Genomic DNA, 24,014 nt, shown 5'->3' with positions numbered 1-24,014 from the left:
GGGTGAAGCGGGTGCCCCGGCGCGCCGCTAGGGAGTCGTGGTCGCGCGCACGCGGCATACGCCACGTCCCGCAGCGATGACGGCATCGACCGGCTGGTCGTGGGGCTCGTGCGGCAGCGGTTCGTCGACGAGCTCCCACGGGTGGACCACGGCGACCACGAGCGCGCGGGTCCGGGGGAGCGCGCGGTCGTAGCAGCCCTTGCCCTGCCCGATCCGGTGCCCGTCGGTGTCGACGGCGTGCGCGGGGACGAAGACGACCTCGGCCCGGTCGATGGCGTCGCGACCGAGGTCGACGTCGGTGCCGACCTCTCGCCAGTCCAGGTCCCACTCGGCGAGGGTGACGGGCACCATGACGCGTATGCCGCGGGCCACCAGCGCCTCCAGCAGTGCCTCGGTGGGCGGCTCGGAGGGCATCGACTCGTAGGCCGCGACCCACGACCCGCGCCGGACCCCGGCGTCGTGCACCACCTGAAGCGCGTCGATGGCCAGCGCCAGGGCGTCGGAGGCGCGGTCGCGGCCGGCCACCTCGGCTCGGCGCCGGGCCCGGAGACGGGCTCGGACGACAGCTTTCTCGGCGACAGCCGACGGATGCTCTGTCACGGGCTCCATCCTGCCCTGACCTGGGTCGTTCGTGCTCAGGCCGTTAGGGTTGGGCCATGAGCCCCGACCAGACGACGCGCCCGGTGACCAAGGCAGTGATCCCGGCCGCGGGGCTGGGTACTCGCTTCCTCCCGGCGACCAAGGCCACTCCCAAGGAGATGCTGCCGGTCGTCGACAAGCCGGCCATCCAGTACGTGGTCGAGGAGTCGACCCGCGCGGGGCTCGACGACATCCTGATCATCACCGGCCGCAACAAGGCCGCGCTGGAGGACCATTTCGACCATCACTGGGAGCTCGAGCAGGCGCTCGAGGCCAAGGGCGACCTCCACCGGCTGGAGCGGGTGCGCGAGTCGGCGGCGCTCAAGGTGCACTTCGTCCGCCAGGGCCAGCCCAAGGGCCTGGGTCACGCGGTCCACGTCGCCAAGGAGCACGTCGGGGACAACCCGTTCGCGGTCCTGCTGGGCGACGACCTCATCGACGCGCGCGACCACCTCCTCGAGGAGATGCTGCGGGTCCGCGACGAGAAGGGCGGAAGCGTCGTGGCGCTCCTGGAGGTGCCGCCGGAGTCGGTCCACCTCTACGGGTGCGCCGCCGTCGACGGCCGCGACGGCGACGTCGTGCGCATCACGGGTCTGGTGGAGAAGCCCGACCCGTCAGAGGCGCCGAGCAACCTCGCGGTCATCGGTCGCTACGTCCTCGACCCGTCGGTGTTCGAGGTGCTGGAGCACACGCCCCCCGGCCGGGGTGGCGAGATCCAGCTCACCGACGCGCTCCAGACGCTGGCGAGCTCCACGGAGCCAGGTGGGGGCGTCCACGGCGTGATCTTCCGAGGGCGCCGCTACGACACGGGTGACCGCCTCGACTATCTCAAGGCCGTCGTGCGGCTGGGTGTCGACCACGGCGAGCTCGGCAAGGACTTCGGCGAGTGGCTCGACGACTTCAGCGCCCAGAGAGCCTCCTCCCAGCGGTGATCTCCGTCGAGCAGCACCTCGACCGCATCCTCAGCACGGTCAAGGTCATCCGCCCCTTCGAGCAGGGCGTGCTCGATGCCCAGGGGTGCGTGCTCGCCGAGGACGTGACGGCTCGAGGCTCGCTGCCCGGCTTCACCAACTCCGCCATGGACGGGTATGCCGTGCATGCCGCCGACGTGGCGAGCGCGGCACCGGACTCGCCGGTGGTTCTTCCGGTCGTCACCGACATCGCCGCGGGCAACACGCGACCGCTGTCGCTCGCGCCGGGGCAGACCATGCGCATCATGACAGGCGCGCCCATGCCCCGAGGAGCGGACGCGGTGGTCCCGGTCGAGGCGACCGACGGCGGGATCGCCCGGGTCTCCATCACTGCACGGTCCGTGGTCGGCCAGCACGTCCGCGAGGAGGGCGAGGACGTCGAGGCAGGGCGGGTGGTCCTGCGCCGTGGCACCCTGCTCGGGCCCGGGCAGATCGCCCTGCTCGCGGCTGCCGGTGTGGCCCGGCTTCGGGTCGTGCCCAGACCTCGGGTCGTCGTCCTCTCGACCGGGGACGAGCTCGTCGAGGTGGGGCGCACGCCTGGCTTCGGGCAGATCGTGGACTCGAACTCGGTCATGCTCAGCGCAGCGGTGACGGCTGTCGGTGCGACCCCTTACGTCGTCGGGGGTGTCCCCGACGACGCTCGCGTCCTGATGGACACACTCGAGGGCCAGCTCGTGCGCGCCGACGCCGTCATCACCACGGGTGGTGTGTCGATGGGCGCCTTCGACACGGTCAAAGAGGTGCTGTCGCGCGTGGGCACCATGCAGTTCGACAAGGTCGCCATGCGCCCCGGGATGCCGCAGGGCTTCGGCGTCCTCGGGGACGAGGCGGTGCCGGTGTTCACCCTGCCCGGCAACCCGGTCAGCGCCCTGGTGTCGTTCCACGTCTTCGTCGCGCCGGCCCTGCGCCAGCTCGCCGGACGACCCGAACCGGCCTGGCCGCCGGGCTATCTCACGGCCGTCGCCACCGAGACCTTCAGGTCCGTCCCGGGCAAGATGGAGTTTCTGCGGGTCATCCTCGACGAGGACCGCGCCCGGCTCGCCGGAGGGCAGGGCTCGCACATGCTGGCCGCGCTCGCCGCTGCGGACGCCCTTGCGGTCATCCCGCCAGAGGTCACCGAGGTGCGCCCGGGGGAGCAGGTCGAGTGCCTGCCACTGCTGGGAAGGGAAGCGCCGTGAGCGACGCCCCCGTGAGCGATGCCCCGGACAGCGGCCTGACCCACGTGCGGACCGACGGCTCTGCCCACATGGTTGACGTGTCCGCGAAGCAGGTAACGGCTCGTGAGGCGAGTGCCGCCGGACGGGTCCTCTTGTCCCCCAACGCAGTTCGTGCGTTGCGGTCCGGTGCGGTCCCCAAGGGTGACGCGCTGGCCGTGGCTCGCATCGCCGGCATACAGGCGGTGAAAAGGACCCCGGAGCTGATCCCGCTCGCACACCCCATCGCGGTCCACTCGGTGGTCGTCGACGTGGCTGTCGCCGACGACGGGGTCGACATCACGGCCACGGTCCGCACCGCGGACCGCACCGGCATCGAGATGGAAGCCCTCACGGCCGTCGCCGTGGCGTCGCTCGCGCTCGTCGACATGGTCAAGGCGGTCGACAAGCACGCTCGCATCACCGACGTCCGGGTCACCGCCAAGTCCGGTGGTCGCTCCGGGGACTGGGTCGAGGAGCCGTGAGCGAGCGGGCCGTCGTCATCACGTGCTCGACCAGGGCGTCCTCCGGGGTGTACCCCGACCGGGGTGGGCCGCTCATCGTCGAGGCGTTGAGGCGGCAGGGGTTCGAGGTCGACGACGCGACGGTGGTCCCGGACGGGCCGGCTGTCGGCGAGGCCCTGCGTGCGGCCCTCGGTGCCCAGCCCGCGCTCGTCGTCACGACGGGTGGCACCGGCCTCTCTCCGAGCGACGGAACGCCGGAGGCCACTCGCGCGGTCCTCGACCGTGAGGTGCCTGGGATCGCCGAGGCGATCCGTCACGCGGGCGTGGCCGCCGGTGTCCCGACCGCGATGCTGAGCCGAGGCGTAGCCGGGGTGGCGGGCGAGACGCTCGTGGTCAACCTGCCCGGCTCGACGGGTGGCGTCCGGGACGCCCTGGCCGTGCTCGAGCCGGTCCTGCGCCATGCCCTCTCACAGATCGCCGGAGGCGACCACTGATGGGACCCTGGCCGGTCGAGCTCCACGGTGAGACTCCCACCGGACAGCCCATCGCGCTCAACGAGCTCCGCCGTCGGGACGGCGACCAGTGGCGCGGAGTGCGGGACCGCAACCGCGACTGGCTGGCCGAGTGGGAGGCGACCTCTCCCGACGAGGGCTCGCATGTCGTGACGTTCCCCGCGCTCGTGCGGCACTACGGCAAGGAGGCGCGCGCCGGACGGATGCTGCCGTTCACGATCCGGATCGGGGGCCGCATCGTCGGCCAGCTTTCCGTCTTCGGGATCTCACGGGGCTCGCTGATGTCGGCGGCGGCTGGGTACTGGGTGGACCGGGACGTCGCCGGGCAGGGCATCGCCCCGACAGCGCTGGCTCTGGCTGGCGACCATGTCCTCGGCAGCCTCAGGCTCCACCGCATCGAGGTCAACATCCGTCCGGAGAACGCCAACAGCCTCGCCGTCGTGCGCAAGCTGGGCTTCCGGGACGAGGGTCTGCGACGGTCCTACCTCCACATCAACGGCGCCTGGCGCGACCACCGGACCTTCGCCGTGACGACCGAGGACCTGCGCGGGGGGACGCTGATGGAGCGACTCCACAACAACCACACCAGTCACATTGGCGACACACCGCCTCAGGTCCCCGGCGGGCCCCGGCAAGAGACCTAACCTCGACTTCGTGCAGCCCAGCAGTCTCGTCTTCCTCGTCATCATCGCCGTCTGGGCTGCCTATTTCGTGCAGTACTGGGTCCGGCGCCGTGAGCACCTCGCCACGGCACGGTCGGTCGACCAGTTCTCGGAGTCCATGCGAGTCCTCGAGCGTCGCAACCCGCTGCCCGCCGCCGATCTGTCCTCGCCGCAACCCCGTTCGTATGCCGTGGCACCCGCGCGGCCCGCGCGTGCCCAGATCCTCGTCAAGCGCGCCGCTCCCGCCGAGGCTCCCGTCTCGCCCTCGGCCCCGCACGCCGGTGACCGCGACGAGCCGGCTGGCCGCCGCGACGAGCGCCCGGCTGACCGCCGCGACGAGGGCCCGGCTGGCCGCCGCGATGAGCGCAGAGCAGCCCGTCGCACGCGCGCCCTGATCATGCTCGGTGCACTGTCGACGGTGCTCGTCGCCGTGCCCCTGGTCGCCCTCGGTCTGCTGCCGCTGGTGACCCTGCTCGTCCCGGTGGCCTCGATCGGCGTCGCCGTCGCCTGGGTGCGTGCCACGGCTGTCGCGGAGCAGCGTGCCCGTCGGGCCTCTCGTGTCGTGGCAACCTCGGCGCCTGCGCGCCGCCCCCGCCAGACCCACGAGGTGGCCTCCCCCCGCGAGGAGACCTCCGCCGAGCCGACCCCGGTGCGGGAGTCAGTGGAGGCACGGTCCGAGCTCTTCGACGTCCAGGCGGTCGCGACCGAGGCGCGCAAGCCGGCCGAGTCGGTGGTCCCGGCCGAGACGCTCGAGTCGGCCCAGCCCGTGCCGATGCGCCCCCTCGTGGACGAGGACGACATCCCGCTGACCTGGGACCCGGTCCCGGTACCCCGGCCGACATACACGATGAAGTCGCGGGCGACGCGTCCTGCCCCGGCCGCCGCAGACCTGGTGGGCGACGCCGACACCGAGTTCACGGCATACGAGCAGGAGCCTGTGCGCCGAGTCGCCGGCGCCTGAGCATTCCCTCCCCCGGTTCTGCCCCTCCGGCAGGAGTCGTGGCTAAAGGGCCGATCCGGCCGCAACTGCCGTCGTCCGGGCAGTAGTCGTGGCCGCGGTGAACCTGCGCGTCCGCTGTGTCGTCCTTTACGGCGAGAGCCCCGAACGGGGAAGATCGTCGCGTCGGTGTACCGACGGCCAAGGAGCGACGGGTGGAGCAGACCGAGCGTGAGGCGGCCTTGCAGGCCCTGCACGACCGGCATGCTCCCGAGCTGTGGCGGTTCGCGCTGCGGCTGACCCATGACGCGCAGGCTGCCGAGGACGTGGTCCAGGAGGCGCTCTTGCGGGCCTGGCGCGACCCGGCACTGACGATGCGCGGTGATGCCCAGGCGCGGGCCTGGCTGTTCACCGTCGTCCGTCATCTCGTGGTGGACCGCTGGCGTAGCGCGGCCTCGCGACACGAGGTCGCGGTCACGGACTTCCTCGAGCCCAGCGAGGGCGACCGCTCAGCCGAGGTGCTCGACCACTGGCTCATCGCCGAGGCGCTCTCGTGCCTGTCGCGCGACCACCGTCGGGTGATCGCGTCGGCGTACTACGAAGGACGCAGCGTGGCCGAGATCGCCGCCGAGCTGCGGATCCCCGAGGGGACCGTGAAGTCGCGTCTGCACTACGGGCTGCGCAGCCTGAGGCTCGTGCTCCAGGAGAAGGGGGTGACCCGGCCATGAGGGCCGTCGACGCCTACGCCGAGTGGGATGCCGCCTACGTCCTGGGGGCGCTGTCCTCCGACGAGCGACGCGAGTTCGAGGACCACCTGAGTGCGTGTTCGGTCTGTCAGGCCGCGGTCGCCGACTTCGCCGGTCTGCCGGGGCTGCTGGGGCGGGTGCCCGCGGGCGAGGTGCTCGCGCTGGACCTGGCGGCCTGGGACGAGGCTGGTCCCGTCGTGCCGGAGCCGCCCGAGCCGCCTCAGGTTCTGCCGCCGATGCCGGTGCAGGTTTCGCCGCCGGTGCGGCTGGCCGACCGGCGCGGTCGGAGGCGCGGCTGGGCCGTCCCCTTCGCGGTTGCCGCGTCCGCCTTGGCCATCGGCGCTGCCGGTGGGTATGCCGTGGCCTCGGCCACGCAGCCTGCCTCCCCTCAGCCGGTGGCGTCAGGGCGCACGTCCTCGGCTCGCCTGGCGTTCTCGCCGGTGCAACCGTCGGGCATGACCGCGGTCGTCGACGTGGTGCGGGGGGCGGCGAGCACGCAGTTCCGGGTCGAGTGCCAGTACGCCGGTGATCCCGCGCACGCCGAGTCCGGCGCTGGGGGTCGGGACTACAGCTCTGTCGAGTACGCGATCTGGGTGGTCGACCGGGCCGGCCATGCCAGTGAGCTCACCGCGTGGAGGGCTCGGGCCGGTGAGGTGATGCACCCCAGCGGCACGACGCGCGTGCCCTACGCCTCGATCACCGCGGTCGAGATCCGTCAGGTCGACGGTGGGCAGACGGTGATGCGCGCGGCCCTGGCCTGACGCCGGGCGGACGCGGAGTATGACGCGCTGCGGTATTGCTGAGGGCCGCGCCGGCGGCGTGCACTGGGTGGAGCTGAGGGGATTCGAACCCCTGGCCTTCTCATTGCGAACGAGACGCGCTACCAACTGCGCCACAGCCCCTTGATGCGGTCGAAACAATAACACCAGCCCCGGCCACGACGAAAAGCGAGGTATCGCGCCAGCGCGCCCGCCGGATCCCCGGCCTCGGTCAGGACACGCGTAGCGACACGGACCATCCGGTGTGCCCGCTGGTGGACGTGAGCCGGTAGGTCCCCGCCTTGGTGAGGCGGACCGCTGCCACGGTTGTGCCCCGCAGCGCGGTCAGTGGCGCTGCGAGGGTCTGCGCCCCCTGGGCCGGGCCACTGACGACCGGTTCGGTCCACCTGGAGGCGGCTGAGTCGGACGGTGCCTTGAGAACGACGAGGACGCTCACCCCGACGTGCCCGCAGTAGGTGCCCGACTCGGCCTGCGTGACGGCCCGGTCGAGCCCCGGCACCTCACTGGGGGGCAGGGGGTGGCAGGGCCCCGTCGCGGTCGAGCTCGACATCCCCGTGGGTGACGGAGAGCCGGCGCTGGGTGCGGGCTGGCTGCCGCACGCGGTCAGGGCCAGGATGACGGCGGTGGCGCCCATCACCAGAGATGGGCGCCACCACCTGACGGTCTGCATAGTCATCGACGGAGGGTCTGCTCAGCCCTGGTTGGTGGAGGAGTTGTAGAAGATCGAGCAGCCGCCGGTGTTGTTGTTCTTGTCGTTGCTGTAGAGGCTCTGGACGGCGAAGTTCGACCCGTTGAGTGCCACGATGCCGGAGGTGCCGTAGGACCAGGCGCACTTGTCGCCGTTCTCGCCACCGGTGGTGCTGTCCGCGTCGTCGCGCCATGCCTCGAGGGTGTTGGGCAGCGGGTCGGTGACGGTCTCGGCGTACTCGTGACCGCCGACGATGGTGACGCCCTCCGTCGCGGAGTTCACGCCGCTGGTGCCCGTGGCGACGTATCCGGAGCCGCAGCTGGCGCCTGCGTCGGGGATGTAGGGCAGGTTGGTGAAGGTGATCGGCTGCCCGTTGACAGTGGTGTCGGTGTGCCAGGCGCAGTACTGCGTGCCGAACCCGGACGGCGTGACGCCGTGCGGTGACGCGACCACGATCTGCACGTTGCTGCCGCTCACGCCGAAGTGGGTGGCAGCCCGCTGCGCCTCAGCCGTCAGCTGGGACTGCGAGGCGCGGCTCGGCGACCTGACGCCGTTGTCGACCCAGGTGCCGGCCAGCGGGCTGGACGCCGGGTGGCCCACGTGCGTGCCGCCCGTGCCGCAGGTCGTGCTGCCCACCGCGACGCCGGAGCAGTACTGCGTCGTCGAGGTCGACCAGTTGTCACCGGCGCCGTAGAGGCTGGAGATGAACTTCGTATAGAGCGGAGCGACGCCGGACGGGTCGGTGGTCGGCAGACCTGTGGATCCCGTTGTCCCCCACTGGCTTCCGTAGTACACGACGTACACCTTGGGAGCGGTCTGGACCTGTCCGCCGTGGTAGGTCATCTGCTCTGCGGCGATCGAGGTCGCGAGTGCCGTCTTGCTGCTGGCGGCGGCATGTTCGGTGCGCATCGCAGCCCCATGCTGCTGGAGCTCGTTGCTGTTGACCCCGTTCGAGGCGAACGCCGGGGAGCCGGCGACCGCCAAGGCGGCCGAGGCGCCCAGGACGGCCAGGTACCGTGCAGATTTCATGATTCCGCTCCTTGAAGAAGGCGGGAGATCGCCGGATGTGGTGTCGCCCGCGGACCAGCAACTGCCTGGTGAGCAGGTGCTTCCGCGAAGACTGCTGGCGAGTTCTGACCGGGGGTAGAGAATTGCGGCGTTCTTGACCGGAACCGCACGGGCGGCATACAAACGACAGAGGAAGTCCTGACGAATCGCCTCAAAAGGGAGAGTGGTCGCCCGCTCGGCGCCAAGTGGAATGCAGGGCGGTGAGCAGGTACCGCGCCACGGGCGTGAGGTGACCCGGCGCGCGGGCCGACGATGTCGGGACGAACAGCTGGGCGCCGGCGGCATCGGTGCAGGCCCAGCGGATCAGGTCGCGCAGGTAGTCCGGACGCACGCCGTGGCTGCGGGCGAAGTGGGCACGCGAGGGGTACTGGGCAAGGGTGGCCTCGAAGTCGGCCAGCAGGGTCAGCCTCTGCAGGAGACTGTGCGCCGGTGGGCGGCGACCGGTCGACGCTTCCCGTTCGCGGGACATCACCCGGGCCGCGAGCTGGCGCACCGGGATGGGGGCAGGTGGCGCCCCACCGCCCGGATGAGGGCCCAGCATCGGACCGGGACTCAGCAAGGGCTCCTGAGACGGTCGCATGGCCGGCGAGTCTCGCATCGAAAGGACCGTCCCGCACCCGGTGACCTGCGATGAGTCACATCCCGCCGGCGCAGCCTGTCGGATCGGGCTGCGGCCGACCGTGGAGAGGTGGAGAGTGGACCAGAAACCTGGACCCGGGCTGCCTCACGGCGCAAAGGAGCAGACATGACCGAGTACCTCATCGCCTTCAATGCGGAGTGGGTACCCGACCACGCGCCTGAGGAGCTGCGCTTCAAGGTCGAGGCGGGCGAGGCCCTGATGGCGGAGATGAAGGAGGCGGGCGTCTTCGTCTTCAGTGGTGGCCTGGACGACACCACCACGGTGTTCGCGGTCGACGCCTCGAGCGGCACGCCCCTCTTCACTGACGGCCCGTATGCCGAGTCCAAGGAGCATCTCGGCGGCTTCGCGGTGGTGGACGTCCCCGACGAGGAGGCGGCGCGGTATTGGGCGGGGAGAGTCGCGGTCGCCTGCGGGTGGCCGCAGGAGGTGCGACGGTTCCTGCAGCGAGACTGAACCACGCGGGAGGCTGACCCGTCTGCCTCCTTAGAGGGCCCGCTGGCCGGCGGGCACAGGTCAAGAGTGAGGTCGAGCCATGTCAGCACAGCCCCAGGCGCGAGGATCGCTCCGTTCGACCGGCGCCGGCCACCGTGCCGTGATGGCCTGGAGGCTCCTCAGCGGGCTCATGCTGCTCGCGATGGCCGGGATCCACCTGTACCTCATCTTCTACGGCGTGGGCGGACTGCTCGGCAAGCTGTTCGTGCTCAACGTGATCGGCGGGGTCGTTCTCGCGGTGGCGGTCGTGGCGCCGCCGAGCCGGCTCGTGCCCCTGCCCACTGTCCTGGGCCTGCTCTTCATGGTCGGCACGCTGCTGGCGCTCGTGCTCGCGCTGACCGTGGGCCTGTTCGGCATACGGGAGGTCCTGACCTTCAAGCTCGTACCCACGACGCTCTGGGTCGAGTCCATCGGCTCGGTGGTCCTGGCGATCACCGTCGCGGTGGAGCTGCGATCGCCGGTCAGATCGGCTCGAGCAACCGGGTGAGAAACGCCTGCGGTCGCGCGTGACGCGAAGCGCGTCACCCAGTCACGGGTAGCCGCGCCAGGACCGACGCGCGGCGGCGGCCCACCTGATGCGACGCGTCGGATGACTAGCCTGGTCTCGTGACCAGCGACTGGACAGCGCCTGTCGTCGAACGCGTCGAGCCAGACCGTGTCGGCGGCGAACGCGCAGCACTCGAGCAGTGGCTCGACTACCACCGCGCGACCCTCCTGCTGAAGTGCTCCGGTCTGACCGCGGCGCAGCTCAAGGAGCGCGCGGTTTCCCCCTCCACGCTCTCGTTACTCGGCCTCGTCCGCCACATGACAGAGGTCGAACGCTGGTGGTTCCGCATGCACGCCAACGGCGAGAACCTGAGCTTCCCCTACGACCCGGACCAGACCGGGGCGGACTTCGACGACACGGCCGACGCCGATGCCGCGAGCAACCTGCAGGCATACCGGCTCGAGGTCGAGGCGGCCCGGGCGGCGACAGCCGGCAAGCCGCTCGACCTGGTCGTGCCGAGCCGTGGCGACCACCCGGAGCGCCATCGCGACCTGCGCTGGATCTACGTGCACGTGATCGAGGAGTACGCACGCCACAACGGCCATGCCGACCTGCTTCGTGAGGCCCTCGACGGCGTCACTGGCGAGTGACGCGAAGGCCTCGGCAGGCCTGCCAACAAGGGGGACTGGCCGAGCACGATCCGTGCGGTGCGGTGCGGTGCGGTGCGGTCCGGGGTGGGGCTAGTCGCGGTGCCTACGGCTTGCCGTGATGCGTGCTGCGAGCTCCGCGAGACGTACGTTCGTCGAGTTCGACGTAGCCCGCAGGATCTCGAACGCCTCCGCGTCGTCGACGTCGTGCGCAGCCATGAGCAGGCCGATGGCCTTGCCGATCTCACGGTTGCTCTCCAGGCCGTGCCGCAGGCTCTCGGCACTGGCACGCGCCTCCACCGCAGTCAGCGCCACGGACGTGAACGCGGCGAGCATCGCGCCGATGTCGGCCGACTCCCGGGTCAGGGCGCGGGGCGTATCCGAGAACACGTTGAGCGCGGCGCGGCCGTCGGCCCCGTTGAACAGCTGGTAGCCCAGCATGCCGCGCACGGGAGTTCGCTCGAGGGTGAGCTTGGCCAGCACGGGCCACGCGGTCGTGACCGCGATATCGTCGTCGCGCTGCACGGACTCCTTGATGATGCTGTCGAGGCAGGGGCCTTGCTGGGCCTCGCTCTCGAGCCGGTCCATCATCCGGGCGATGTCGTCGGTGGCCGCTTGGGTGCGCAGCTGCGCCCCGCTCTCGAGCGTGGAGATGGACACGTGGTCGGCACCCGGGATGACCTCCGCCGTGACCCGGACTACCGCGTCGAGTGCTTCCTGGGGGAGCGCGCCGGAGTACACGATGTCGGCGAGCTCGGTGAACACGCGAGCGACGTCGGGGGGAACGGACGGGTGCATGTGCGCCAGTGTCTCGCTTTCCCTCGCGATCGCCTACACCGCCTCTCCTATGCCGCGCCCCCTGCACGTCCGGCCTCCGGTCGTACGATGCGAGGGTGACGAGGGTGGGGCGCGACCGGACGGCCGTGGCTGCCGTCGGTCTCTGCGTGGTCGCCACAGTCCTGGCGGCCTGCACCCCCGCGGGCCACCCGGCAGGCACGTCACGCCCCCTCTCTCCTGCGACCACCTCGGCGTCCGCCCAGACCCTGGCAGCCGCACAGGCGCGGCCCCTGCCGGTCCTCGCCAAGGCGCCCGCCGGGTCGCTCGGCGCCCGGTGGACGCTGCTCGCGATCGCCGACGGCGGCCGTCGCATCCTGCTGGAGACCGTGGCTTCCGGCGGCTGCGCGGCGTTCGCCGGCGTGCAGGTGACCGAGACGCCAGCGCTCGTCACCATCTCGCCGCGCACGCTGGTGAGCCGACCGACCGGAGCGTTGTGCCCCGACCACCAGATACTCACCGTGGGATCAGTCGAGCTGTCCGGTCCGCTGGGTACTCGCGCTCTGAGTGAGGGAAGTCCCAGCTATCCGCACTAGGCCGCGCGGGTCACGGCGTGAGCGTCAGCGCGTTCCAGCCGTTGCCGACCCGGCTGCGGGTCAGCCAGCCTCCACTGCCGTTGCCCGGGTAGAGCCAGAGGTTGCCGGCGCTGTCGCGGGCCAGGAGGTCGGGGTAGCCGTCACCGTTGAAGTCACCCGGAGCGGTGATGGCGGAGAAGCCGTTCCAGCTCGTGCCGACGCGAACTCGGGCCAGCGCGCCGCCCCTGCCGTTGCCGGAGTAGAGCCACAGGTCGCCGGCGCCGTCTCGGGCCAGGAGGTCGGGGTGGCCGTCGCCGTCGAAGTCGCCGGGTCCCACGACAGCGGAGTACCGGTTCCAGCTCGTGTCGACTCGAACTCGGGCGAGCCAGCCCCCCCGGCCGTCGCCCGGGTAGAGCCACAGGGTGCCCGCGCCGTCTCGGGCGAGGAGGTCGAGGTGGCCGTCGCCGTTGAAGTCGCCGGGGGGCGTGATGACGGAGTAGCCGTTCCAGCCCGTGCCGACGCGGCGACGCGCGAGCCAGCCGGCCGTGCCGTCGCCGGGATAGAGCCACAGGTTGCCTGCAGCGTCTCGGGCCAGGACATCGGGGTGGCCGTCACCGTTGAAGTCGCCCGGGGCCGTGATGGGGGAGAAGCCGTTCCAGCCCGTGCCGACGCGGCGACGCGCGAGCCAGCCTCCCCTGCCGTTCCCGGGATAGAGCCACAGGTTGCCTGCGCCGTCTCGGGCCAGGACGTCGTTGTGCCCATCCCCGTCGAAGTCGCGGGCCGCAGGCGGCTGCCCCGCCGACGCGGGACTGAACGCGGCCACGCCGTGCGGCGACCCGAGGCCGGTCGGGCCGTCGTAACCGGCCGTGGCCGTGCACAGGTAGGAACCGGCGCACGCACCGTTGGCGCCGGCGAAGACGTCGAACAGCTCGTTGGGCTGGTGGTACAGCAGGGCGGCGGCCGAGGTCCCCGGCGCCGGTGTCCCCGCCAAGGCATAGGTGCCCGCGATCAAGGGAGCGGCGGCGCTCGTCCCTCCGAAGATCATCCACCCGCTCTGCCCGGAGAAGTCCGGGGTGGAGTCATAGACGGCCACTCCCGTGTCCGGGTCGGCTACCGCGGCGACATCCGCGATGGCGCGCGTGGTGCATCCGGTGTCCTTCTGCCATGCGGGTTTGGCGTCATAGCCCGCGCATCCGCTGCCCGCTCCGGACCAGACCGTCTCGGTCCACCCGCGTGGCGAGGAGGACCGCGTCAAGGACGTCCCTCCTACAGCGACGACAGCGGGCGAGGCGGCGGGAAACTGCGCGCCATAGCCGTTGTCGCCGCTCGAGGCGGTCACGACCACTCCGGGGTGGGCGTAGTAGTCGGCGGTGGCTGCGGCGTCGTTTCTCGAGACGTTGCCGCCGTAGGAGTTGGAGACGAACTTCGCGCCCAGTGCGACGGCGGTGTTGACCGAGCTCCCGAGGCCCGAGAGCGAGTCGATGTTGGCCTCGACCAGCAAGATGTGGCACCGCGGGCAGGCGGCCGAGACCATCTCGGTGTCCAGGGACATCTCCTGGCCCCAGCCGGAGTCCACCCTGGGCAAAGGAAGGTCGTTGCCGTCCTGGTTCACCTTGTGGAAGCACCCGTTGGCAGTGGTGCAGGCGGGCAGGCCGTACCGCTCGCGATAGATGTTGAGGTCGACCTCGATGGTGGGCGCGTCGAACGCACCGATGACTGCGACAGTCTGCCCGAGCCCCCCTGTGCTGGATGGCAGCTGGTATGCCGCTTGGAGGTCTGCCGGCCCGTAGCCCGCCGGGATCACGCCGGGGCTGAGGTCCGGCACCGCGACGTCGTCACGGACCTGGGCGTGGCAAGCGGCATGGCGGGGACGGGGGACCGCACACGCCCGGTGACGCGGATGCCACCCCAGGCCGTGCCGTGGACCAGGAGTCGCGGCGCTGGCGGGGGCGGATGCCCCAGCCAGGACCAGCCCCAGAGCCATGAGGACCAACCCAACTGGCGACCACTGCGCTCGCACGTGCCACTTCCTAATCGTCGAGCTGGACACATCGCCACTGTCCCGCCGACTGGAGGCCGGGCAGGAGATCCATCGAAACGGAACGCGTGCAAGCGAGTCTAAGTCGTCGTCACGCAGGCTCTCCACGAATCAGCGCAGGCTCTGCCCGTTCGAACGTCGCAATCTGACCCAAGTGTCTAGTCGGCAGCCATCCACTCTGACGACAGGCCCGCAGCGCAGCCAACGCGAGACCGCAGATGTCGACCCCTTCTGTCGTGACCGCCCGGGCATGGGTAAGTTTCACGCAGGGTCGGGATGCGCGAGGGTGCGGATGCGGAAGGAGTGGCCTGTGGACCAGCAGCAGGAGCCGGCTCCGGTTCCCGTCTTCTTCCTGTCCGACAGCACCGGCATCAGTGCCGAGACGATGGGCAACGCGCTCCTCATCCAGTTCCCGGAGCTGCGGTTCGAGCGGCGGCTGATCCCCTTCATCGCCACGGCGCAGGAGGCTCGCCGCGTCGTCGACATCCTCGATGCCGCGATGGAGGGACCCGTGACGCCCTTGGCCTTCACGACCGCGGCCACGGAGGAGGTCCGCGCGGTCCTCCGCACGTCGAAGTGCCCGATCATCGACTTCTTCGAGATGCACATGGAGCGGGTGGAGTCGATCCTGGGCGTGTCCGGGGCGCGGGTCGCGGCCAGGCTGCACGGGGTGGGTGACGTCAAGCGCTACAACACGCGGATGCAGGCCATCGAGTACGCCATCGAGCATGACGACGGTCAGAGCCTGCGCGCGCTGGACCAAGCCGAGGTGATCCTGGTGGCGCCCTCGCGCTGCGGCAAGACGCCGACGACGATGTACCTGGCGCTCCAGCACGGCCTGTTCGTGGCGAACTACCCCCTCCTCGACGAGGACCTCGAGAGCACCGACCTGCCTCGGCCCATCGCCGAGCTCGGCGAGCGGTGCTTCGGCCTGCTCGCCACCCCCGCGCGGCTGAGCGAGGTGCGCCAGCAGCGCCGCCCCAACTCGCGGTACGCGTCACTGGAGCAGTGCACCCGCGAGCTGCGTCGAGCCGACGCGCTCTACCGCGCCAACGGCATACCGGTCATCAACTCCACCACGAGGTCGGTGGAGGAGATGTCCACGCAGATCCTCCAGGCCCTCGGCACCCGACCCTCTCGCGAAAGAAGCCGGACATGAGCAACGTGATGTGGTTCTCCACCCTGGGGATGAAGGACCTCGACCAGGTGGGTGGCAAGAACGCCTCGCTCGGCGAGATGGTCAGCAACCTGGCCTCGGCCGGGGTGCGCGTGCCTGACGGGTTCGCGACCACCGCGGACGCCTATCGCGCCTTCATCGCCCAGTCCGGGCTGGCCGACACGATCGTGGGCGAGATGGCGAAGCTCGACACCGAGGACGTCGTGCAGCTCGCCGAGGTCGGCACGCGCGTGCGGGCGGCGATCGTCAACCAGCCACTGCCGGCCGACATCGAGGCGGACATCCGAGAGGCGTACGAGCAGCTCGTGGGCGACAGCCCCGACGCCTCGTTCGCGGTGCGGTCCAGCGCCACGGCGGAGGACCTGCCGGATGCGTCGTTCGCGGGCCAGCAGGAGACCTTCCTCAACATCCGGGGCATCGACGAGGTGCTCCAGGCGGTCAAGGAGGTGTTCGCGTCCCTGTACAACGACCGGGCGATCGCCTACCGGGTGCACCACGGCTTCGAGCACGAGACGGTGGCACTGTCCGCGGGCGTTCAGCGCATGGTCCGCTCCGACATCGGTGCGTCGGGCGTGATGTTCACGATGGACACCGAGTCGGGCTTCGACGACGCCGTGTTCATCACCTCGTCCTACGGTCTCGGCGAGGCGGTGGTCCAGGGTGCGGTCAACCCCGACGAGTTCTACGTCTACAAGCCCGGCCTGCGCGCCGGGCGCCCCGCGATCCTCAAGCGGGGCGTGGGGGCGAAGGCGACCAAGATGGTCTACACCTCCGACGCCACGGTCGGTAAGACGACCGAGTTCGTCGACGTCGACCCTGCCGAGCAGACCAGGCTGAGCCTGACCGACGCCGAGGTCGAGCAGCTGGCCCGCCACGCGCTGGTCATCGAGGAGCACTACGGCCGCCCGATGGACATCGAGTGGGGCAAGGACGGCGTCGACGGCGAGCTCTACGTCCTGCAGGCGCGCCCCGAGACCGTGAAGTCGCGCCAGTCCGCCACCACCGTGTCGCGGTACCGCATCAACGAGCGTGGACCCCTGCTGGTCGAGGGCCGCGCCATCGGCCAGAAGGTGGGCGCCGGTGCGGTGCGGGTGCTCTCGTCCGCCGACCAGATGCGTGACTTCCACCCGGGCGAGGTGCTCGTGGCCGACATGACGGACCCCGACTGGGAGCCGATCATGAAGCGCGCCAGTGCCATCGTGACGAACCGTGGCGGGCGCACCTGTCACGCCGCGATCATCGCGCGCGAGCTCGGCATACCGGCGGTCGTGGGTGCCGGGAACGCCACGGCCGAGCTGGCCGACGGGCGCGAGGTCACTGTCTCGTGCGCCGAGGGCGACACCGGCTATGTGTATGCCGGGCTGCTCGACTTCGCGGTCGAGGAGACCGACATGCAGGCCATGCCGGAGATCCCCGTCGGCATCATGATGAACGTCGGCACCCCGGACCAGGCGTTCGCGTTCTCCCGGCTGCCCAACCAAGGGGTCGGCCTGGCCCGGTTGGAGTTCATCATCAACCGGCAGATCGGCATCCACCCCAAGGCCCTGCTTGACCGCGACGAGCTCACGGGCAGCGTCCGAGAGACGGTCGACGCAGCGGTGGCACCCTACGCATCCCCGCGGGACTATTTCGTCCAGCGCGTCGCCGAAGGTGTGGCGACCATCGCCGCGGCCTTCGCGCCGAAGCCCGTGATCGTGCGGATGTCGGACTTCAAGTCCAACGAGTACGCGAACCTCGTCGGCGGCGACCTCTACGAGCCACACGAGGAGAACCCGATGATCGGGTACCGCGGCGCGTCGCGGTACCTGTCGCCGGACTTCGAGGAGTGCTTCGCGATGGAGTGCGAGGCGCTGCGCTACGTCCGCGACGACATGGGCCTCACGAACGTCAAGATCATGATCCCGTTCGTGCGCACAGTGGCGGAGGCCGAGGGCGTCATCGACCTGCTCGCCCGGCACGGCCTGCGGCGTGGCGAGAACGACCTGCAGGTCATCATGATGTGCGAGATCCCCTCCAACGCGGTCATCGCCGACCAGTTCCTCGACCACTTCGACGGGTTCTCCATCGGCTCCAACGACATGACCCAGCTGACCCTCGGGCTCGACCGCGACTCAGCCCTGGTCGCGGCGTCCTTCGACGAGCGCGACCCCGCCGTCAAGGCGATGCTCGCCATGGCGATCTCGGCGTGCAAGGCGCGCGGCAAGTACGTGGGCATCTGCGGCCAAGGGCCCAGCGACCACGCCGACCTGGCCGAATGGCTGCTCGAGCAGGGGATCGACACGATGTCGCTCAACCCTGACTCGGTGGTCGACACCTGGGTCAGGCTCGGTCGGGCCTCGGGCTAGGGCCGACCGCCGGACCGCGTCAGTCGCCGGTGAACAGGATGCCCAAGGCCAGGATCACGAACCCGATCAACATCAGGGACACCGGGAAGATGAGCAGTCCCACGATGATCTGACCGAGGGAGTACTCCGGGTACTCGGCACTGGCCCCCTCGCGCCTGACGTGGCCGCCGCCGCGGCCCCCGTTCCCGCCGCCGGTCCGGATGCCTCCCGGCCCACCCGAGCGACCGCCGCCGGACCGTGGAGGGCCGCTCCGGCGCCGGGCCCACCTGGTGCGGCGCGCCATCAGCACGCAAGGATCGTACGCGCGAACGGCAGCCGCCGCCTCCCCCCGATGGAGACGACGGCATACGCTGCGGAAGGCCCGCGGTCAGCCGGCACACGACCCAGCACGAGGAGCACTCATGGCCTGGAAGCCCACGCAGATCGGCGACCTCAGTGGCACCACCGCCATCGTCACCGGGGCCACCTCCGGCATCGGACTGGTCGAGGCGAGGGTGCTCGCCGAGCACGGCGCTCACGTCGTCCTCGCTGTGCGCAATGTCGAGGCGGGCCGGGTAGCGGCGGACACCATCGGTGGCAGCACGTCCGTCGAACGGCTCGACCTGGCGTCGCTCAGCTCCGTCCGCGACTTCGCGGCACGGGTGGGTGGACCGGTCGACCTGCTGGTCAACAACGCCGGCGTGATGTCGCCGCCCACGCGGCGCACGACCGAGGACGGTTTCGAGCTCCAGTTCGGCACGAACCACCTCGGGCACTTCGCCCTGACCGGGCTGCTCCTGCCGGCGCTCCTGGCGGCGCCGGCGCCGCGGGTCACCACGGTGGCCTCGCTGGCCCACAACCAGGGCGACGCACGAGTCGTGGAGGGGAGTCCCGACGGCGACTACAGCCCGAGGACGACCTATGGCCGCTCGAAGCTGGCCAACCTGCTGTTCGCCCTGGAGCTGCACCGCAGGGCCACCGCGGCGGCCTCGCGGCTGACCTCGACCGCGGCCCACCCAGGCGTGGCGGTGACCAACCTGGTCGCGAGCCGCGACGGGATGGGCGCCCGCTGGCTCACGCGTACTTTCGCGCCGCCGCTCATGCGCCTGCTGCTGCCCGGCGCCGAGGGCGGCGCGGAAGCGGTCCTGTATGCCGCGACCGTCGCCGCCCCCGGGTCCTACAGCGGACCGCAGGGCCCGGGTGAGGTCCGCGGCGGCGTCGGGCCGGCCAGGCTGAGCCGGCTGGCGACCGACGAGGACCTCGCGCGGCGGCTGTGGGCGCGCAGCGAGGAGCTCACCGGGGTGGGCATCTCGCTGTGACGCCGAGCGCCGGGACCGCTCAGGGTCCTGACGCTCGGCGCCCTCAGGCTCAGCGTCCTGACGCTCAGGCCAGCGTCGAGGTGTCGATGACGAACCGGTAGCGGACGTCCGAGGCAAGGACGCGCTCGTACGCCTCGTTGATCTGGTCGGCGCTGATGACCTCGATCTCGGCGCCCAGCCCGTGCTCGGCACAGAAGTCGAGCATCTCCTGGGTCTCGCGGATGCCGCCGATCAGCGACCCCGCGAACGAGCGGCGTCCGCCGATCAGGGAGAACGCCTGCACCGGCAGCGGCTCCGGCGGCGCGCCGACGTTGACCAGCGCGCCGTCGACGGCGAGCAGGCCCAGGTAGGCGTTGACGTCGATGGAGGCGCTCACCGTGTTGACGATGAGGTCGAAGCGACCCGCCAGCGTCTCGAACGTCGACGGGTCACTGGTCGCGAAGTAGTGGTCGGCTCCGAGACGCAGGCCGTCCTCCTGCTTCTTCAGCGACTGCGACAGGACGGTCACCTCGGCGCCCATGGCGTGAGCGATCTTCACCGCCATGTGTCCGAGGCCTCCGAGGCCGACGACGGCCACCTTCTTGCCCGGGCCGGCGCCCCAGTGGTTGAGCGGCGAGTAGGTCGTGATGCCGGCGCAGAGGAGCGGCGCGGCGACGTCGAGGTCGATGCCGTCGGGGATCCGGAGGACGAAGTCCTCGGTGACGACGATATGGGTCGAGTAGCCACCCTGGGTGATGGTGCCGTCCCGGTCCACTGAGCCGTAGGTGCCGATGTTGCCCTTGACGCAGAACTGCTCCTCGCCCTTGCGGCAGTTCACACACTCGCCGCAGGAGTTGACCATGCAGCCGACGCCCACGCGGTCGCCTACGGCGTACTTGGTGACCTCGGAGCCGACCTCGGCCACGATGCCCGCGATCTCGTGCCCGGGCGCCAGCGGGTAGCTGGCCTCGCCCCACTCACCACGCACGGTGTGGATGTCCGAGTGGCAGATACCCGCGAACTTGATCTCGATGAGGACGTCACGCGGGCCGACGTCGCGGCGCTCGATGACGGTGGGCCGCAGTGCGTCGGTGGCCGAGTGGGCGGCGTAAGCATTGACGGTGGACATGCGTTCTCCAGTCTGTGGTCGTGCGGGGTTCGGGGGTGTCCTCGTGCTCGAGGGGCACGGGCACCTCTTGGTCCAACGTCGACACCCCTGACCTATTCCGCAGACGTGTCAGTACCTCTTCCGCAGGCAGCCCAAGGTGGATTCCGCGGGCGGACCCCCGACGGGTGCCCCTAGGGTGGGGCCGTGCTCGACACCGACCACTTCATCCGCTTCGAGCGGGTCCACTCCGTCTCGGAGACCGCGCACGGTGTCGTCGCGGAGGTCGAGACCGAACGGCTGAGGGTCGACGTCGTCGCTCCCGACGTCGTCCGGGTCACGATGAGCCGGGGCGGCGCGTTCGACGAGGCGCCGACCTATGCCGTGTGCGTCGACCCCCTGGCGAACGCTGTCGACTTCCATGTCGAGCGCGAAGACGAGCGGGTCAGGGTCGTCACCGACGACCTGGTGGTGTCGCTCTGGCTGGACCCGTTCCGGATCGACGTGCACCGCAGCGACGGCACGCCTGTGGTGGAGACCGCCGCAGACGAGCAGGGCCGCTACTGGGCCTACGCGACGCTCAACGACGCGTTCACCGTGCGGCGACGGTGCCGCCAGGAGGATGCGATCTTCGGCCTGGGGGAGAAGTCCGGCCGCCACAACCGCAAGGGTCGCGACTTCACGATGTGGAACACCGACGTGCTGAGCCCCACCGCGAGTGGCGAGTTCACGGCAGGCAAGGCGCCCGGTGACCCACGAGGCGACCGCACCAGCGTCGAGTTCGACCCGTTCTACGTGACGATCCCGTTCTACTACCACCAGAGCTACCCGACGGGCACGATGTCGGGATCGTTCGTCGACAACGGCTTCCGCGGCTGGTACGACTTCTCCCTGCCCGACGAGTACCGCGTGAGCTTCGCGGGCGGGCAGTACACCGAGTACATCTTCGCCGGACCCGACATGCCGGACATCCTCACGGCATACACGGAGCTCACCGGGCGCATGGCGCCCCCGCCGCTCTGGGCGCTCGGGTACCACCAGTGCAGATGGTTCGACTACACCCAGGAGACGGTCGAGGAGATCGGGTATCGGCACAGGGAGCTCGGCATCCCGTGCGACACGTTGTGGCTCGACATCGAGTACATGGATGGGTACCGCGTCTTCACCTGGGACAAGGAGAGCTTCCCAGACCCGGCGGGCATGCTGAAAACGTTGTCGGACAAGGGGTTTCGGGTCATCACCATCATCGACCCCGGCGTGAAGCGTGACTTCGGGTATGCCGTGTTCGACGAGGGCGTGGAACGTGGCGTGTTCTGCACCACGGAGGGTGGGGACCTCTACATCGGTCAGGTGTGGCCCGGCGACACGGCGTTCCCCGACTTCGTCACCGAGGAGGCGCGGGCGTGGTGGGGCGAGCTGAACGCCGCCCACGTCAAGTCCGGGCTGGCCGGGATCTGGAACGACATGAACGAGCCGGCCACGGGGACGATCCCGTCACAGCCGATGCGGTTCGGCAAGGGCCGGTACGCCCATGAGCGTTACCACAACCAGTACGCGCTGCTGATGGCGATGGCCACCCGCGAAGGCCTCCTCGAGGCGATGCCGGAGCGGCGCACCTTCATCCTGTCGCGCGCCGGGTTCGCGGGCATCCAGCGCTTCGCGGCCAACTGGATGGGCGACAACCTGTCTCGGTGGGACCACCTGTGGCTCGGCATAGCCATGGGCTCCGGCTTCGGCATCTCCGGGCAGCCGTTCGTGGGAGCCGACATCGGCGGGTTCGCGGGCAACTCCAACGCCGAGCTGTTCCTGAGGTGGATGCAGTACGGCACGCTGACCCCGTTCTGCCGCAACCACTCCGAGATCGGCAACGTCGACCAGTACGCCTGGTCCTGGGGAGAGACGATCCAGGATCTCGTCCGCACCGCCATCGAGCTGCGCTACCGGTTGCTGCCGTACATCTACTCGGCCTTCGTCCGGTCGTCCGAGACCGGCGAGCCCATCCAGCGACCGATGGTCTTCGACTTCCAGTACGACGGGGTGGTGCGCGACCTCGACGACCAGTACCTGTTCGGGACCGACCTGCTCGTCGCTCCGGTGACGGCGGCGGGGGCGACCTCGCGTCAGGTCTACCTCCCCGATGGTGCCGGCTGGTACGACTGGCACAGCGACGAGCTGCTCGACGGTGGACAGTTCGTGGTCGCGCGCACGCCGATGGACCGCATCCCGATCTTCGCCCGTGGTGGCGCGGTCGTGCCGATGTGGACCGATGCGCCCCCCACGACCAGCGGGTACCACGCCGAGGTGGTCGAGCTGCATGTCTTCGTCCCATCGCGCGACGGGTCGCACGTCTCACGTCTCGTCGAGGACGACGGGCTGACCACCGCTGCGGAGGGCGGCGCCTCCTATCGCACGACGTTCGTCCTGGAGCGGCACGGTCGCGAGCTGACGCTCGAGGCGCGGGTGGAGGGCGACGGCTATCCCGAGTTCCGTCGCCAGGCCTTCCACGTGGTGGTGCACGGTGGGGCGCCGTCCACCCTGGTGGTCGACGGCGGCGAGATCCCTGCGACCGACGGTGGTTTCGTCGTGCCCGACGAGGGCGCAGGGTTCAGCGCGCGGCTCACGCTCTAGCGGTGCCGCCCCCGCGAGTCTGACTTCTTGCCCTGAATCGACCGGATTCGGGGTCCAGAAGGCTCGACACGGTGGATTCGGGGCAAGAAGTCCGGGTGACGTCAGAGGGCGCGGGTGCCCGCGACGGGTGTGGGATGAGGGGCGACCTCGGCCCAGACCACCTTGCCGTGAGCCAGTGGCTCGCAGCCCCAACGGTCCGCGACGGACTGGACGATGGCCAGCCCACGCCCGCCCAGGGCGGTGGGCGGCGACGCCTGCCGGCGCGCGCTACCGCCGGCCGCGTCCTCCACCGCCACGAGCACGCCGTTGTCCGAGCGGTTGAGGGAGAGCAGGAACGGCGAGCGCGCATGCAGAACCGCGTTGGTCGCCATCTCTGAGCAGGCCAGCAGCGTGTCCGAGATGATGCCCTCCGCATCCCCGTGGCCCTCGCGAGCCAGCTGGTGCTCCTCATCCCAGGTCTGAAGGACGCCCGTCACGAAGCGGCGCACGGCGGGAACGGACTGGGGAGCGGGTAGAAATACCCGGCTCTGCATGCCATGCGGGTCGTCGCGCGAGAGGACTGTCCCCGCATAGCTCGTGGGCGGCTGCAGCTGGGAGTGGAGATCGCACAGCCGGCGAAGGTCGGACAGCCACGACTCGCCGAGGACCTGGGTGGGGTAGGCGCACAGCAGTGTGAACGGCAGCCGAACCGACAAGGCGTTCCACAGCGACTCGACGGCGAGGGCCCCGGTGACGTTCCCGTCCTGCCAGAGCAACACGACCATCTCGCCGAAGACCCGGACCGGGCGACCGCGTCCCAGCGCGCCCTCCACCAGACCACCCACCTGCGTGGCGAACGCCTCCGGCTCCGGGACGCCGTCCACGACGAAGGTCCGCAGGGTCTCGGCGGCGTCCAGCGTGAGGTAGTGGCCCGCTGCTCGCGCGGCCACCGGGCTGGCGCCGGCTGCCGCCAGGGCTGCGTCGGTGTCACGGCGGTGCGCCTCGGTGGCGACGAGGACCACGGTCTCGTGACGGGCCCAGCCCTCGAGGACGTATGCCGCGAGCGCGTCGACGATCGCCGGCTCGTCGTCGTAGAAGTCGACTTCGTGCGCCATCACGCCCCTCTCCCTGTGTGGGACATCTCCGTGCTCATCGACTGCTCATCGACTGCGCATCGACTGCGCATCGACT

General features: G+C 70.5%; 25 protein-coding genes and 1 tRNA gene. 16 read left to right on the top strand and 10 right to left on the bottom strand.

Annotated features, from left to right (window positions below):
• Nucleotides 1–27: 27 nt before the first annotated feature.
• Entirely contained in the window at nucleotides 28–600 is a 573-nt protein-coding gene (locus VGN50_RS11975; RefSeq protein WP_327445020.1) for a 5-formyltetrahydrofolate cyclo-ligase, read from the bottom strand.
• 56 nt (nucleotides 601–656) lie between these two features.
• Here VGN50_RS11975 and galU point away from each other — a divergent pair, with 56 nt between their 5' ends.
• The 8 genes from galU to VGN50_RS11935 all read left to right on the top strand — a co-directional run bounded on the left by galU (nucleotide 657) and on the right by VGN50_RS11935 (nucleotide 6,885).
• Nucleotides 657–1,571 (top strand): UTP--glucose-1-phosphate uridylyltransferase GalU, encoded by a 915-nt coding sequence (gene galU, locus VGN50_RS11970; RefSeq protein ID WP_327445019.1) that lies wholly within the window; start codon nucleotides 657–659, stop codon nucleotides 1,569–1,571.
• Nucleotides 1,568–2,788: a gephyrin-like molybdotransferase Glp gene (gene glp / locus VGN50_RS11965; RefSeq protein WP_327445018.1), complete on the top strand. Its 1,221-nt coding sequence runs from the start codon at nucleotides 1,568–1,570 to the stop codon at nucleotides 2,786–2,788. The genes galU and glp overlap by 4 nt, the downstream gene beginning before the upstream one ends.
• Nucleotides 2,789–2,856: 68 nt before the next feature.
• Complete coding sequence (gene moaC / locus VGN50_RS11960; protein ID WP_414694597.1) at nucleotides 2,857–3,288, top strand: cyclic pyranopterin monophosphate synthase MoaC; 432 nt, start codon at nucleotides 2,857–2,859, stop codon at nucleotides 3,286–3,288.
• Nucleotides 3,285–3,761, top strand: a complete 477-nt coding sequence (locus tag VGN50_RS11955) for a MogA/MoaB family molybdenum cofactor biosynthesis protein (RefSeq protein WP_327445016.1) — start codon at nucleotides 3,285–3,287, stop codon at nucleotides 3,759–3,761. The genes moaC and VGN50_RS11955 overlap by 4 nt, the downstream gene beginning before the upstream one ends.
• Nucleotides 3,761–4,423, top strand: a complete 663-nt coding sequence (locus VGN50_RS11950; protein ID WP_327445015.1) for a GNAT family protein — start codon at nucleotides 3,761–3,763, stop codon at nucleotides 4,421–4,423. The genes VGN50_RS11955 and VGN50_RS11950 overlap by 1 nt, the downstream gene beginning before the upstream one ends.
• A 10-nt stretch (nucleotides 4,424–4,433) precedes the next feature.
• Nucleotides 4,434–5,402, top strand: coding sequence for a hypothetical protein (locus tag VGN50_RS11945; protein ID WP_327445014.1), 969 nt, complete (start codon nucleotides 4,434–4,436; stop codon nucleotides 5,400–5,402).
• A 191-nt stretch (nucleotides 5,403–5,593) separates the two neighbouring features.
• Nucleotides 5,594–6,106, top strand: coding sequence for a sigma-70 family RNA polymerase sigma factor (locus VGN50_RS11940; RefSeq protein WP_327445013.1), 513 nt, complete (start codon nucleotides 5,594–5,596; stop codon nucleotides 6,104–6,106).
• Nucleotides 6,103–6,885 carry a zf-HC2 domain-containing protein gene (locus tag VGN50_RS11935; RefSeq protein WP_327445011.1) on the top strand — a complete coding sequence of 261 codons (783 nt, stop codon included), beginning with the start codon at nucleotides 6,103–6,105 and terminating at the stop codon, nucleotides 6,883–6,885. The genes VGN50_RS11940 and VGN50_RS11935 overlap by 4 nt, the downstream gene beginning before the upstream one ends.
• Before the next feature lie 68 nt (nucleotides 6,886–6,953).
• Here the strand turns inward: VGN50_RS11935 and VGN50_RS11930 are convergent.
• From VGN50_RS11930 to VGN50_RS11915, 4 genes are all read right to left on the bottom strand, one after another.
• Nucleotides 6,954–7,026, bottom strand: a tRNA-Ala gene (locus VGN50_RS11930).
• A gap of 88 nt (nucleotides 7,027–7,114) precedes the next feature.
• On the bottom strand, nucleotides 7,115–7,579 hold the full coding sequence (locus VGN50_RS11925; protein ID WP_327445010.1) for a hypothetical protein: 465 nt from the start codon (nucleotides 7,577–7,579) through the stop codon (nucleotides 7,115–7,117).
• Between the two features lie 15 nt (nucleotides 7,580–7,594).
• A complete protein-coding gene (locus tag VGN50_RS11920) occupies nucleotides 7,595–8,620 on the bottom strand; it encodes a hypothetical protein (RefSeq protein WP_327445009.1) in 1,026 nt (341 codons plus the stop codon).
• Nucleotides 8,621–8,810: 190 nt separating this feature from the next.
• On the bottom strand, nucleotides 8,811–9,239 hold the full coding sequence (locus VGN50_RS11915) for a hypothetical protein (protein WP_327445008.1): 429 nt from the start codon (nucleotides 9,237–9,239) through the stop codon (nucleotides 8,811–8,813).
• Between the two features lie 165 nt (nucleotides 9,240–9,404).
• Here VGN50_RS11915 and VGN50_RS11910 point away from each other — a divergent pair, with 165 nt between their 5' ends.
• The 3 genes from VGN50_RS11910 to VGN50_RS11900 all read left to right on the top strand — a co-directional run bounded on the left by VGN50_RS11910 (nucleotide 9,405) and on the right by VGN50_RS11900 (nucleotide 10,928).
• Nucleotides 9,405–9,752, top strand: coding sequence for a YciI family protein (locus VGN50_RS11910; protein WP_327445007.1), 348 nt, complete (start codon nucleotides 9,405–9,407; stop codon nucleotides 9,750–9,752).
• Nucleotides 9,753–9,894: 142 nt separating this feature from the next.
• Nucleotides 9,895–10,278 carry a hypothetical protein gene (locus VGN50_RS11905; protein WP_327445005.1) on the top strand — a complete coding sequence of 128 codons (384 nt, stop codon included), beginning with the start codon at nucleotides 9,895–9,897 and terminating at the stop codon, nucleotides 10,276–10,278.
• A gap of 119 nt (nucleotides 10,279–10,397) precedes the next feature.
• Nucleotides 10,398–10,928: a DinB family protein gene (locus VGN50_RS11900; protein ID WP_327445004.1), complete on the top strand. Its 531-nt coding sequence runs from the start codon at nucleotides 10,398–10,400 to the stop codon at nucleotides 10,926–10,928.
• A 90-nt stretch (nucleotides 10,929–11,018) separates the two neighbouring features.
• On the opposite strand, the gene VGN50_RS11895 is transcribed toward VGN50_RS11900, so the two are convergent.
• On the bottom strand, nucleotides 11,019–11,723 hold the full coding sequence (locus VGN50_RS11895) for an ANTAR domain-containing protein (RefSeq protein WP_327445003.1): 705 nt from the start codon (nucleotides 11,721–11,723) through the stop codon (nucleotides 11,019–11,021).
• Between the two features lie 95 nt (nucleotides 11,724–11,818).
• On the opposite strand from VGN50_RS11895, the gene VGN50_RS11890 reads away from it, so the two are divergent.
• Nucleotides 11,819–12,295: a hypothetical protein gene (locus VGN50_RS11890; RefSeq protein WP_327445002.1), complete on the top strand. Its 477-nt coding sequence runs from the start codon at nucleotides 11,819–11,821 to the stop codon at nucleotides 12,293–12,295.
• Between the two features lie 10 nt (nucleotides 12,296–12,305).
• Here the strand turns inward: VGN50_RS11890 and VGN50_RS11885 are convergent, their stop codons facing one another.
• Nucleotides 12,306–14,099, bottom strand: a complete 1,794-nt coding sequence (locus tag VGN50_RS11885) for an FG-GAP-like repeat-containing protein (protein WP_327445001.1) — start codon at nucleotides 14,097–14,099, stop codon at nucleotides 12,306–12,308.
• Nucleotides 14,100–14,622: 523 nt separating this feature from the next.
• On the opposite strand from VGN50_RS11885, the gene VGN50_RS11880 reads away from it, so the two are divergent.
• Entirely contained in the window at nucleotides 14,623–15,471 is an 849-nt protein-coding gene (locus VGN50_RS11880; protein WP_327445000.1) for a pyruvate, phosphate dikinase/phosphoenolpyruvate synthase regulator, read from the top strand.
• Nucleotides 15,468–17,834 (top strand): phosphoenolpyruvate synthase, encoded by a 2,367-nt coding sequence (gene ppsA, locus VGN50_RS11875; RefSeq protein WP_327444999.1) that lies wholly within the window; start codon nucleotides 15,468–15,470, stop codon nucleotides 17,832–17,834. The genes VGN50_RS11880 and ppsA overlap by 4 nt, the downstream gene beginning before the upstream one ends.
• A gap of 19 nt (nucleotides 17,835–17,853) precedes the next feature.
• On the opposite strand, the gene VGN50_RS11870 is transcribed toward ppsA, so the two are convergent.
• Nucleotides 17,854–18,123 (bottom strand): hypothetical protein, encoded by a 270-nt coding sequence (locus tag VGN50_RS11870; RefSeq protein WP_327444998.1) that lies wholly within the window; start codon nucleotides 18,121–18,123, stop codon nucleotides 17,854–17,856.
• Between the two features lie 112 nt (nucleotides 18,124–18,235).
• Here VGN50_RS11870 and VGN50_RS11865 point away from each other — a divergent pair, with 112 nt between their 5' ends.
• Nucleotides 18,236–19,132 carry an oxidoreductase gene (locus VGN50_RS11865; RefSeq protein WP_327444996.1) on the top strand — a complete coding sequence of 299 codons (897 nt, stop codon included), beginning with the start codon at nucleotides 18,236–18,238 and terminating at the stop codon, nucleotides 19,130–19,132.
• Nucleotides 19,133–19,196: 64 nt separating this feature from the next.
• On the opposite strand, the gene VGN50_RS11860 is transcribed toward VGN50_RS11865, so the two are convergent.
• Nucleotides 19,197–20,240, bottom strand: a complete 1,044-nt coding sequence (locus tag VGN50_RS11860) for an NAD(P)-dependent alcohol dehydrogenase (RefSeq protein ID WP_327444995.1) — start codon at nucleotides 20,238–20,240, stop codon at nucleotides 19,197–19,199.
• A 183-nt stretch (nucleotides 20,241–20,423) separates the two neighbouring features.
• Between VGN50_RS11860 and VGN50_RS11855 the strand changes: the two genes are divergently transcribed.
• Nucleotides 20,424–22,844 carry a glycoside hydrolase family 31 protein gene (locus VGN50_RS11855; RefSeq protein WP_327444994.1) on the top strand — a complete coding sequence of 807 codons (2,421 nt, stop codon included), beginning with the start codon at nucleotides 20,424–20,426 and terminating at the stop codon, nucleotides 22,842–22,844.
• Between the two features lie 101 nt (nucleotides 22,845–22,945).
• Here the strand turns inward: VGN50_RS11855 and VGN50_RS11850 are convergent, their stop codons facing one another.
• Nucleotides 22,946–23,938 carry an MEDS domain-containing protein gene (locus tag VGN50_RS11850; RefSeq protein ID WP_327444993.1) on the bottom strand — a complete coding sequence of 331 codons (993 nt, stop codon included), beginning with the start codon at nucleotides 23,936–23,938 and terminating at the stop codon, nucleotides 22,946–22,948.
• Nucleotides 23,939–24,014 lie beyond the last annotated feature (76 nt).

Origin of the sequence: Pedococcus sp., from assembly GCF_036000045.1 — a bacterium.
In the GTDB taxonomy this organism is placed as follows: domain Bacteria; phylum Actinomycetota; class Actinomycetes; order Actinomycetales; family Dermatophilaceae; genus Pedococcus.
This window is presented reverse-complemented; position numbering and strand designations above follow the sequence as displayed.

Coding starts and splice junctions, on each gene's coding strand:
- ppsA (WP_327444999.1), top strand. CDS start 15,468: ATGAGCAACGTGATGTGGTTCTCCACCCTGGGGATGAAGGACCTCGAC.
- VGN50_RS11950 (WP_327445015.1), top strand. CDS start 3,761: ATGGGACCCTGGCCGGTCGAGCTCCACGGTGAGACTCCCACCGGACAG.
- VGN50_RS11850 (WP_327444993.1), bottom strand. CDS start 23,938: ATGGCGCACGAAGTCGACTTCTACGACGACGAGCCGGCGATCGTCGAC.
- VGN50_RS11920 (WP_327445009.1), bottom strand. CDS start 8,620: ATGAAATCTGCACGGTACCTGGCCGTCCTGGGCGCCTCGGCCGCCTTG.
- VGN50_RS11925 (WP_327445010.1), bottom strand. CDS start 7,579: ATGACTATGCAGACCGTCAGGTGGTGGCGCCCATCTCTGGTGATGGGC.
- galU (WP_327445019.1), top strand. CDS start 657: ATGAGCCCCGACCAGACGACGCGCCCGGTGACCAAGGCAGTGATCCCG.
- VGN50_RS11905 (WP_327445005.1), top strand. CDS start 9,895: ATGGCCTGGAGGCTCCTCAGCGGGCTCATGCTGCTCGCGATGGCCGGG.
- VGN50_RS11860 (WP_327444995.1), bottom strand. CDS start 20,240: ATGTCCACCGTCAATGCTTACGCCGCCCACTCGGCCACCGACGCACTG.
- VGN50_RS11895 (WP_327445003.1), bottom strand. CDS start 11,723: ATGCACCCGTCCGTTCCCCCCGACGTCGCTCGCGTGTTCACCGAGCTC.
- VGN50_RS11935 (WP_327445011.1), top strand. CDS start 6,103: ATGAGGGCCGTCGACGCCTACGCCGAGTGGGATGCCGCCTACGTCCTG.
- moaC (WP_414694597.1), top strand. CDS start 2,857: ATGGTTGACGTGTCCGCGAAGCAGGTAACGGCTCGTGAGGCGAGTGCC.
- VGN50_RS11865 (WP_327444996.1), top strand. CDS start 18,236: ATGGCCTGGAAGCCCACGCAGATCGGCGACCTCAGTGGCACCACCGCC.
- VGN50_RS11915 (WP_327445008.1), bottom strand. CDS start 9,239: ATGCGACCGTCTCAGGAGCCCTTGCTGAGTCCCGGTCCGATGCTGGGC.
- VGN50_RS11910 (WP_327445007.1), top strand. CDS start 9,405: ATGACCGAGTACCTCATCGCCTTCAATGCGGAGTGGGTACCCGACCAC.